This window comes from Mycobacterium sp., from assembly GCF_051006775.1.
In the GTDB taxonomy this organism is placed as follows: Bacteria; Actinomycetota; Actinomycetes; order Mycobacteriales; family Mycobacteriaceae; genus Mycobacterium.
This window is the reverse complement of sequence record NZ_JBPCSX010000046.1, coordinates 1-10,330: the sequence shown is the minus strand read 5'-3', so window position 1 is coordinate 10,330 and position 10,330 is coordinate 1. Positions and strand designations below refer to the sequence as shown.

Sequence of the window (10,330 nt, the reverse complement as noted above, 5' to 3'; positions counted from 1 at the left end):
GAAGTGAAGAAGGCGGTCGCCGAACACGGACTCTGGTACCCGCCGGACCCGTCGTCGTACGAGATCTGCAGCATCGGCGGCAACATCGCGACCAACGCCGGCGGATTGTGCTGCGTGAAGTACGGCGTCACAACGGATTACGTGCTCGGCCTGCAGGTGGTGCTGGCCGACGGCACCGCGGTGCGCCTCGGCGGACCGCGACTCAAGGACGTGGCCGGGCTGAGCCTGACCAAACTCTTCGTCGGCAGCGAGGGCACCCTCGGGGTGATCACCGAAGTGACCCTGCGACTGCTGCCGCCCCAACACGTCGGCGCCACCGTCGTCGCCACCTTCGACTCGGTGGAGGCCGCCGCTTCGTCAGTGGTCACCATCACCAACAAGATCCGGCCGTCGATGCTGGAGTTCATGGACTCCGCGTCGATCAACGCCGTCGAGGACAAGCTCAAGATGGGGCTGGACCGGGGCGCCGCGGCGCTGATGATCGCCGCCTCCGACGACCGCGGCCCGGCGGGTGCACAGGATGCCGAGTTCATGGCGCGGGTGTTCACCGAGGCCGGTGCCACTGAATGCTTCTCCACCGACGACCCGGCCGAAGGCGAGGCGTTCGTCGCCGCCCGCCGGTATGCCATCGTCGCCGTCGAGGCCAAGGGCTCGCTGATGCTCGAGGACGTCGGGGTGCCGCTGCCGAAGCTGGCCGAACTGGTCGGCGGGGTGGCCAGGATCGCCGACGAGGCCGACCTCACCATCGCCGTGGTGGCGCACGCCGGTGACGGCAACACCCACCCGCTGATCGTCTACGACGCGAGCGACGCCGCCATGACGGCGCGGGCGGAGAAGGCGTTCGGCGACATCATGGATCTGGCGGTAGGCCTCGGCGGCACGATCACCGGCGAGCACGGTGTGGGCCGGCTCAAGAAGCCGTGGCTGGCCGGGCAGATCGGGCCCGAAGCCATGGATCTGAACCGGCGGATCAAGACCGCTCTGGACCCGGACGGCATCCTGAACCCGGGCGCGGTGATCTAGCCCGGCGATGAGCGGACACCAGGGAGCCGCAGCGCAGGCCCGGATGCCGACACCGCGCGCTGCCCCTGCGCCCTATCCAGACTGGGGTTCGGCCGCCACGGCGCTGGAGGAGTTCTTCCGGACCGCCGGCATCGTCGTTCGCAACACCGGAACACACCAGACCGGCGTGACGACATTCGCCTTCACTCCGGCGCTGCGCCTGCCGGTCGATGAAGCCATGTTTCTGGCCCAGCACGCGACCCGGATCGAGTTCGTTGAGGCACCGGCCTCGATCCGCCGGTATCGCGACGAGCACCCCGGCGGGACGCTGTGCCTGGTCATGATCGGCCTCGGGTGGGATGACTACTACTACGACCCTGCGCATTGACTCGGTAATGCCACCGGAGTTACTACTGGGGTAGCATTGTAGTATGAAGGTTAGTGTGAGCTTGTCCGATACCGACCTTGCCCTCCTTGATGCATACGTCCGGGGCAGTGGTTTGCCGTCGCGCTCCGCAGGTGTGCAGCGGGCCATCGGGATGCTGCGATTCCCCCATCTCGAAGAGGACTACCGGGACGCCTGGGCCGAGTGGTCAACATCTGAGGGCGAGAATGTCTGGGACGAGGCCAACGGTGACGGACTGGCCGATGCGCCGCGGTGAGATCTGGCTCGTCGATCTCAATCCCGTTCGCGGCAACGAGGCCGGCAAGCGACGTCCGGCAGTGGTCGTCAGCAATGACCGCGCCAACGCCGCGGCTACCGCAGTGGGTGGCGGGGTGGTCACCGTGGTCCCGCTGACGAGCAACGTCGAGAAGGTCTACTCATTTCAGGTTCTACTGCCTGCCGCGACCACCGGGCTATCCGCCGACTCCAAGGCCCAGGTCGAGCAGATCAGATCAGTGGCCTTCGAACGAATGTCGCGCGAAGTCGGGCGAGTCACGCCGACCGACATGGCACTCGTCGACGACGCCCTGCGGCTTCACCTTGACCTGTGAGCTCCCATGTCGTAGGCACAACGTATGCCGACTGACATCGCCTACGCCGCTCGCTTCGAACTGTGCTCCGGTTCCAGTTGGGCCGACCCGTGGCCGATGTACGCCGCGCTACGGGAACACGACCCGGTCCACCATGTCGTAGCGGGGAAACCCGCCCACGATTACTGGGTGCTGTCCCGGCACGCCGACATCTGGGCCGCTGCCCGCGACCACGAGACGTTCTCTTCTGCAGGGGGACTGACCGTCAATTACGGTGAACTCGAACTCATCGGCCTGGCCGACAACCCGCCGATGGTGATGCAGGACCCACCCGTCCACACCGAGTTCCGCAAGCTGGTCGCCCGCGGTTTCACCCCGCGCCAGGTCGAGGCCGTTGAACCGAAGGTGCGCGAATTCGTCGTCGAACGCATCGAGCGTCTGCGTGCCGCCGGCGGCGGGGACATCATCGCCGAGCTGTTCAAGCCGCTACCGTCGATGGTGGTCGCGCACTACCTCGGGGTCCCCGACTCCGATCGCAAGCAATTCGACCGCTGGACCGATGCGATCGTCGCCTCCGCCAGCGAAGCCGGCGGCGTTGCCGGGGCCAGCGAGGCCGTGCTGGAGATGATGGGGTACTTCTCCGGGCTGATCGAACGCCGCCGCAGTGATCCTGGTGACGACACCGTTTCACACCTGGTGGCCGCCGGACTCGGCGCCGACGGCGACACCGCCGGGCTGCTGTCGGTCCTGGCGTTCACCTTCACCATGGTCGCCGGCGGAAATGACACCACCACCGGATTGCTCGGCGGCGCAGTGCATCTGCTGCACCGAAACCCCGATCAACGCCGGATTCTGGCGGGTGATCCCGAGCTGATCGGTGACGCCGTCGAGGAATTCCTGCGACTCACCTCTCCGGTGCAGGGCTTGGCCCGCACGCTGACCCGCGACGTCACCATCGAGAACACCACCATCCCCGCCGGACGCAAGGTACTGCTGCTGTACGGCTCGGCCAACCGCGACGAACGCCAGTACGGCGCCGACGCCGCCGAACTCGACGTGCGCCGCAGGCCGCGCAACATCCTGACCTTCAGCCATGGCGCACACCACTGCCTCGGTGCCGCAGCCGCCCGCATGCAGGCCAGGGTAGCCCTCGACGAGTTGCTCACCCGATGCCCGAGCATCGAAGTCGATGAGGCCGGAATCCACTGGGCAGAGGGCAATTACGTCCGACGACCGCTGAGTGTGCCGGTCCAGCTGGCATGAATCCCCGGTGTTCACTGCGGCTCGGGTAACGCACAGCGATGCCTGACGAACCACTCCACACCGAAGCCTGGTCATGGACCCTGGACCGCACCGATGAGGGCCTGCTCCTCAGCGTGATGTGCGGCACCGTAGGTCTCTATGAGCGCTCCCTGCTGCTCACCCCCGAGGAAGTCAGCACCTGGGAACAGTCCGGTCCCGCCGGCCTGGAACCCCTTGTCGAAGCGATCCGCAACGACGTCCGCAGCACCGTCTTCGGCCACCGATACCTATGACCGACGAGCCGCTGGACGCGCTGCTTGCCAGGGTGTCCCGATCGTCGAACCGGATGCGGATCGCGATGGCAATCACCACGGTGCTGTGTGCGCTCATCGTCGCGGGAATCCTCGCCGACGATGAGCTGTGGAACGGCGGCCTCGGATGGCGGATAGGCGGCGCGGTCGGCATCGCATTCTTCGCAGCGGTGGCCGTTCTGATGGCGTACGGCACGTTCTGGCGTCAGCAGCGACATATCGCCAGGCTGCGTCGGACACTGCGCGAAAATCCTCAATCCATTCGCTCGATCCGGCTCCTGGTGGCACGAGCCGTCCCGGTCGCCTCCTGGTCCGATGATGACGGTTCGGCCCGCACCGGACTGCACGTCAGCGTTGCCGACGACTCCGGACACAACTGGCTGCTGCCGGTATCACGGGCCGACGCGACGACGATGGTCGCTGAGCTCACACAGCGCTGCCCCGGGGCTGCTACCGAACCCGGGTGAGGCGATGCAGCAGCCACGCCACCGGAATGCTCATCCCCAACGTCACCACGAACAGCACCGCCGCATTGCCGGTGTAGACCTGCCAGTGCAGCACCTGGGTCATCGCCAGTTCCATGATGACCAGGTGAACCAGGAAGATCTCGTAGGAGATCTCACCAAGCCACACCATCGGCCGACTGCTCAGCAGTCGCTCATAGGCGCCGCTGTCCCCCAGTGCCGGCGGCGCGACGACCAGTGTGGCGATCACGGCGTAGAAGAGGATCTTGACCACAGCCTGAGCCATACCCTCCGGTGAGGTCGTCGGCTCCCCGGCCACCGGTGTGGAGACGATGAGGTAACAGACCGCCACCAACGGCAGCGCAATGAACCAGTAGCACCGCACACCCATGGCCGCCAACACGGTGAGCATCATGCCGCCGATGAACCAGGCGAGATAACCGGGCAACCAGAGCCTGGCCCCATCCGGAAGGTGTTGAGCGGTATGGACGTACACCATCCACGCCGGACTGATCAACGCGCACACGGCCAAGCCGGTCAGCGCCAACCCCGGCCGCCAACGCCGACGGCACAGCACGGTCAGCACCAGGTAGGCGATGATCGGCAGCGCCACATAGAAGGACACCTCCACCGCCAGGCTCCAAATCTGGGTCAGGCCCTGGTGGATATGGGAGAACATGTAGCCGTCGGTGTAGATCTGGGTCAGCGTGAGGTTACGCAGCAGGCCGTACCAGGTATGCCCAGGATTCGGTCCGGCATCATGAAAGTGATAGAGCACAAACGCACCGAGTACAGCCACGACATAGGCCGGCATGATCCGGCGGACCCGGTGCCATCCATAACGGCGCAGAGACGGCCCCGGCGTGCCGGCCTGTGCGGCCCGCACCCACGGTATGAACAGCAGAAAGCCCGACAGCACGAAGAAGATCGGAACGCCGATCTCCATGCGAGACAGCAGGAGTCCGGTGTAGCCGTGGGTGTACTTGCCGGTCGTGTACGCCGCGTGAGTGCCGATGACGAGCAGGGCGGCCAGTGCGCGGATCCCGGTGAGCGACGGGATGCGGTCGCGGGTGGAGACCGCTTCCAAGCCACCCTGATCAACCTCGCCGGCCGCGGTCATTTCTTGGGGCGGTAGGGCTTCCCGCCGGCAGGCTTCCCGCCGGAGTATTTGCCGCTGGGCGGCTTTCCACCACTGGGGCGGCCGGCTCTGGACCCACCGCGGTCGAGTTGAAGTTCGATCAGCACCCCCGAAATACGGGTGTCCTCAAGCTTTTTCCAGGTTTCCCTGGACAGATCGGCGGGCAACTCGACCAACGAGTGGTCAACCTTGATGGTGATGTGCCCGAAGTCGCTGCGGTTCAGCCCACCCTCGTTGGCGATTGCGCCCACGATCGAGCCGGGCCCGACTTTGTGTCGCTTACCGACGGCGATGCGGTAGGTGGCCAGATCATCACGAACCTTGCGCGGCGATCGCTCACGCTCTGAACCCTCCGCCCGTTCGGGCCGCTCCTTGCGCTTCTCCGGCGGCGGTTCGGTCATCAGGAACTCCGCACCGTCGCGACTCAGCACCGCCAGCGCGGCCGCGATATCGGCCATCGGCACATCGTTATCCCGCTCGTAGTCCTCGACGAGGCGGCGGAACACATCGAACCCCGGTCCACCGATGGCCTCGGCGATCGAGTCGCGGAACTTCTCCACCCGTTGGGCGTTGACGTCCTCGACCGAGGGCAGATTCACCTCCGTCACCGGCTGGCGGGTGACCTTCTCGATCGACTTGAGCAGATGGCGCTCCCGCGGCGAGACGAACAACAGCGCGGTTCCGGAACGCCCAGCCCGGCCGGTGCGGCCGATCCGGTGCACGTAGGACTCCGGATCGTGCGGAATGTCGTAGTTCAACACGTGCGAAATGCGTTCCACATCAAGGCCTCTGGCGGCCACGTCGGTGGCGACCAGAATGTCAATAGCGCCGCTCTTGAGGGCGGCGATAGTGCGTTCGCGGACGGCCTGCGGAATGTCGCCGTTGATAGCCGCAGCGGAAAAACCTCGCGCGCGAAGCTTTTCGGCGACCTCCTCGGTGGCCTGCTTGGTCCGGACGAAGACGATCATCGCCTCGAAGTCCTCGACCTCGAGGATTCGGGTCAGAGCATCCATCTTGCGAGGGCCCGACACCTGGACGAAGCGCTGGGTGATGTTCTCCGCGGTCGCGGTCTTCGATTTGACCTTCACCTCGACCGCGTCATGCAGATACTTGGTGGTGATCTTGCGGATCGCCGGCGGCATGGTGGCCGAGAACAGCGCGACCTGCTTGTACTCCGGAGTGTCACGCAGAATGCGCTCCACGTCCTCGGCGAAGCCCATCTGCAACATCTCGTCGGCCTCGTCGAGCACCAGGTAATCCAGGTGCGAGAGGTCCAGCGTGCCCCGCTCAAGATGGTCGATGACGCGACCCGGTGTTCCGACGACGACATGAGCGCCACGGCGCAGGCCGGCCAGCTGGACGGTGTAGGACTGACCGCCGTAGATCGGCAGCACGGTGACATGCGGCAGGTGCGCGGCATAGCGACCGAACGCTTCGGCCACCTGCAACGCGAGTTCCCGGGTGGGGGCCAGCACCAGCGCCTGGGTCCGCTTGCTGGCCGGATCGATGCGCGACAGGATCGGGATCGCGAACGCCGCAGTCTTGCCGGTGCCGGTCTGCGCCAGACCCACCACGTCAGAGCCGGCCAGGAGGGCGGGAATGGTGGCGGCCTGGATGGCCGAGGGGGTCTCGTAGCCGACGTCGGTCACAGCCCGCAGTACCGCTGGGTGAATCTGCAGGTCGGCGAAGGTCTGTGGCGAATCCTCAAGAGAAGTCATTGCGGTCTGAGTCTAGGCCGTCACGCGTCGGCCCGGCGTCGCCGGGGCGGCCGGGGAGTACCCTGCTGCGATGTGTGGGAACGGCTGACGGCGAGCGTAGCCGGGGTTGCTGTCGCGGTCGGGCTGGCCGGCTGCGGCTCCGGGGACTCCACCGTGTCCAAGACACCACTGCCATCCACCACCGCAACCCGCGCGCCCTCGGCGGCCGCTGCGCCTCCGAGTCCGGCTGCTTCCCCGCCGCCGGCCGCGGCGCCCGCACCGGATCCGTGTGCGGTGAACCTGGCCGCACCGGCCATCGCCCGGGCTGTCGCGGAACTTCCCCGTGACCCACGCTCCGAACAGGGCTGGAACCCTGAGCCGGTGGCCGGGAACTACAACGAGTGCGCGCCGCTGTCGGCAGTGATCGTCAAGGCCAACACCAATGCCGCCAACCCCGCCAACCGTGCGGTGCTGTTCCATCTGGGCAAGTACATACCGTCCGGGACGCCTGACACCTACGGGTTCAATGCGATCGACCCCACCCAGAGCACAGGCGACACCGTGGCACTGGTGTTCTCCGGCGGTATGGGTCTGCAGAGCGTGGTGAAGTTCCGCTGGAACGGCGACGGCGTCGAACTGATCGGCAACATCGGCTGACCCGGGGCGTCCCTACAGTGACCTCATGACCGACCTGACGACCTCATGACCGACCTGACCGATCAGCTGCGCAGCATCGTCGGCACCGCACACCTCAGCGATGATCCCGACGTCGTGGTCGCCCGCTGCGTCGATTACACCGGCCGCTACCGGGGTGCTGCCGCCCTTCTGGTCCGACCCGGCAGCGACGAGGAGGTGGCGGCGGTGCTGCGAGCGTGCCGCGACGCCGGTGCCTGCGTGACCGTGCAGGGCGGGCGCACCTCGCTGGTGGCCGGCACCGTGCCCGAGCACGACGATGTGTTGCTCTCGACGGAGCGGCTCACCGAACTGGGCCCGGTCGACGTCACCGAGCGCCGGATCCGGGCCGGGGCCGGGGTGACCCTGGCGCAGGTTCAACGCGCCGCAGCGGCGGCCGGTCTGCTGTTCGGAGTGGACCTCGCAGCCCGCGATTCGGCGACCATCGGCGGGATGGCATCGACCAACGCGGGCGGGCTTCGCACCGTGCGCTACGGCGATATGGGCGAACAGGTGCTCGGCCTGGACGTCGCGCTGCCCGACGGCTCGGTGCTGAGCCGCCGTCCCGCGGTCCGGCGCGACAACACCGGTTACGACCTGACAGCACTGTTCGTCGGCGCCGAGGGCACCCTCGGCGTTATCACCGCGGTGGACCTGCGGCTGAATCCGATTCCGGCGCATCGGGTTACCGCGGTGTGCGGTTTCGCTGATCTCGACGCGCTGATCCCGGTGGCTCAGTTCTTCCGAGACCTCGACACGATCGCGGCGCTGGAGCTCATCGACGGCCGGGCAGTCGAACTCGCGGCACAGCACCTCAATCAACCAGTCCCGGTGGTCGGCGACTGGCTGCTGCTGATCGAACTCGCCGCAGACTCCGACCCGACGGACTTTCTGGCCGACACACTGGTGGCGACACCGCAGAGCGGCAAACCGGCCGTCGGCATCGACAACGCCGATCAGCACCGCTTGTGGCGGCTGCGGGAATCGGTCGCCGACGTTGTCGGACTGTTCGGTCCGCCGCTGAAATTCGATGTTTCACTGCCTCTTTCGGTGATCCCGTCGTTCGCCCGCGATGCGGAGACGCTGATCGCCCGTCATGCTCCGCAGGCCCTGCCGGTGTTGTTCGGACATGCGGGTGAGGGCAATCTGCACCTCAACGTGCTCCGGTGTGACACCGACCAGGAAGCCGGAATCTACGCGGCGATGATGGAACTCATTGCCGCCCATGGCGGAAACGTCAGCTCCGAACATGGTGTCGGCACCCGGAAACGCAGCTACCTGGGTATGTCGCGCGGGCCCGCTGACATCGAGGTGATGCGAGCGGTCAAGGCCGCGCTGGACCCGACCGGCTACCTCAACCCTGCGGTGCTGTTCGACTGAGCGAACCGACCAGGAAGACCGCGGCCAGTACCCCCAACAACGCCACGGCGGCCGGGAGGAGTACCGACTGGGACATCGCCGCGCCGAAGGGTTCATGCAGGAACGCCGGCAGATGCATCACGTCGGTTTCGCCGCGCGGCGCGGCGCCCGCCGGAGCGGCGGGCAACTCGGCCTTGACCCGCGCCGACATGAAGGCGGCCATGCTGGCGCTGCCGAGCACCGAACCGACCTGCCGGGTGGTGTTGTAGACCCCCGATCCGGCACCGGCCACCTCGGGCGGCAGGTTGCGAGTTGCCGTGGCGCTCAATGGAGCCCAGACGAATGCCATGGCCACGCCCATCGCCGTCAACGGCAGCAGCAACCGCCAGATCGGGGTGCTCGGCGTCATCTCGCGGGACAGCCACAGCAGGGCGATGGCCAAAACCGCGAAACCGAACCCGATGATCGGCCGTGGATGCCGGCGATCGACCAACCGGCCGACGAACGGTGCGAGCACCCCACTGGCCACGGCCATGGGAGCGGTGAGCAGTGCGGCTCCGGTCGGGGTGAGACCACAGACCGACTGCGCGAAGAACATCAGCGGCAGGATCATCGCGGTCACGGCGAACGAGATCACAGCAACGCCGACGTTCCCCAGGCTGAAGTCACGATCGCGGAACATCGCCAGCGGAATCAGCGGCTCACGGGGATTGACCGACTGCCAGTAGACGAACCCCACCATGAACACAACGCCGCCGCCGATGGCAGTCCAGATCCACCGGTTCCATTCATAGGTCTGACCCTCTTGCATACCGAACACGATCAGGAACAGGCCGACACCGGATAGCAGTACGCCGGGGATGTCGAAGCGGTGCGGGTGGGTTTCCAGCACCGGAATCAACCGGATCGCCAACACCACCGCGATCACTCCGATGGGCACGTTGACGAAGAAGATCCACGACCAGCCGAGGTGATCGACGAGTACTCCGCCGGCCAGTGGGCCGACCAGGGTGGCCAGCCCGGCGGTGGCACCCCACATACTCAGCGCAACACCGCGACGGTCTGCGGGAAAGATCCGGGTGATCGTCGACAGAGTCTGCGGCGTCAGAAGTGCCGCACCGATCCCCTGCAGCACCCGGGCGGCGATCAGCATCTGGATCGACCCGGAAAGCCCACACCACAGCGATGCCACGGTGAACACCACGAGGCCGGCGATATAGAGGTTCTTCGCGCCGAAACGGTCCCCCATTCGGCCGGTCAGAAGCAGTGGCACCGCATAGGCCAACAGGTAGGCACTGGTGACCCAGATGATGCTGTCGTAACTGGTGATGTTCAGTGCGGTCATGATGCTGGGGTTGGCCACCGCGACGATGGTCGAGTCGACCAGGATCATGAAGAAGCCGAGCAGCATGGCCCACAACGCCTTCCAAGGGTCGGCCTGCGGCGTCGTCATGGCCACCGATGCTGCCA

Annotated in this window: 11 protein-coding genes and 1 pseudogene; 9 read left to right on the top strand and 3 right to left on the bottom strand. The window is 66.5% G+C overall.

Annotated elements, in window-relative coordinates:
• The 7 genes from ACR2JI_RS03230 to ACR2JI_RS03200 all read left to right on the top strand — a co-directional run.
• On the top strand, positions 1–1,023 hold a 1,023-nt coding region (locus tag ACR2JI_RS03230; RefSeq protein ID WP_526387965.1), incomplete at its 5' end, for an FAD-binding oxidoreductase.
• Positions 1,024–1,030: 7 nt separating this feature from the next.
• Entirely contained in the window at positions 1,031–1,390 is a 360-nt protein-coding gene (locus ACR2JI_RS03225; protein WP_526387963.1) for a hypothetical protein, read from the top strand.
• A gap of 43 nt (positions 1,391–1,433) precedes the next feature.
• Positions 1,434–1,664 (top strand): antitoxin, encoded by a 231-nt coding sequence (locus tag ACR2JI_RS03220; protein WP_526387961.1) that lies wholly within the window; start codon positions 1,434–1,436, stop codon positions 1,662–1,664.
• Positions 1,651–1,998, top strand: coding sequence for a type II toxin-antitoxin system PemK/MazF family toxin (locus ACR2JI_RS03215; protein WP_526387967.1), 348 nt, complete (start codon positions 1,651–1,653; stop codon positions 1,996–1,998). Before ACR2JI_RS03220 ends, ACR2JI_RS03215 begins: the two co-directional genes overlap by 14 nt.
• 24 nt (positions 1,999–2,022) lie before the next feature.
• Complete coding sequence (locus ACR2JI_RS03210; RefSeq protein ID WP_526387959.1) at positions 2,023–3,240, top strand: cytochrome P450; 1,218 nt, start codon at positions 2,023–2,025, stop codon at positions 3,238–3,240.
• Between the two features lie 38 nt (positions 3,241–3,278).
• A complete protein-coding gene (locus ACR2JI_RS03205) occupies positions 3,279–3,512 on the top strand; it encodes a hypothetical protein (RefSeq protein ID WP_526387957.1) in 234 nt (77 codons plus the stop codon).
• Positions 3,509–3,997, top strand: a complete 489-nt coding sequence (locus tag ACR2JI_RS03200) for a hypothetical protein (RefSeq protein WP_526387955.1) — start codon at positions 3,509–3,511, stop codon at positions 3,995–3,997. The genes ACR2JI_RS03205 and ACR2JI_RS03200 overlap by 4 nt, the downstream gene beginning before the upstream one ends.
• Here the strand turns inward: ACR2JI_RS03200 and ACR2JI_RS03195 are convergent.
• Together ACR2JI_RS03195 and ACR2JI_RS03190 are read right to left on the bottom strand one after the other, a co-directional pair.
• Positions 3,981–5,114, bottom strand: coding sequence for an acyltransferase family protein (locus ACR2JI_RS03195; protein ID WP_526387953.1), 1,134 nt, complete (start codon positions 5,112–5,114; stop codon positions 3,981–3,983). The genes ACR2JI_RS03200 and ACR2JI_RS03195 overlap by 17 nt on opposite strands.
• Complete coding sequence (locus ACR2JI_RS03190) at positions 5,111–6,850, bottom strand: DEAD/DEAH box helicase (RefSeq protein WP_526387951.1); 1,740 nt, start codon at positions 6,848–6,850, stop codon at positions 5,111–5,113. Before ACR2JI_RS03190 ends, ACR2JI_RS03195 begins: the two co-directional genes overlap by 4 nt.
• Positions 6,851–6,922: 72 nt before the next feature.
• On the opposite strand from ACR2JI_RS03190, the gene ACR2JI_RS03185 reads away from it, so the two are divergent.
• A complete protein-coding gene (locus ACR2JI_RS03185) occupies positions 6,923–7,486 on the top strand; it encodes an LppP/LprE family lipoprotein (protein WP_526387949.1) in 564 nt (187 codons plus the stop codon).
• 45 nt (positions 7,487–7,531) lie between these two features.
• Complete coding sequence (locus tag ACR2JI_RS03180; protein ID WP_526387947.1) at positions 7,532–8,881, top strand: FAD-binding oxidoreductase; 1,350 nt, start codon at positions 7,532–7,534, stop codon at positions 8,879–8,881.
• On the opposite strand, the pseudogene ACR2JI_RS03175 reads toward ACR2JI_RS03180, so the two are convergent.
• Positions 8,865–10,313: pseudogene (locus ACR2JI_RS03175) on the bottom strand (MFS transporter); the annotation flags it as partial. The gene ACR2JI_RS03180 and the pseudogene ACR2JI_RS03175 sit on opposite strands and share 17 nt — an antisense overlap.
• Between the last annotated feature and the right edge of the window lie 17 nt (positions 10,314–10,330).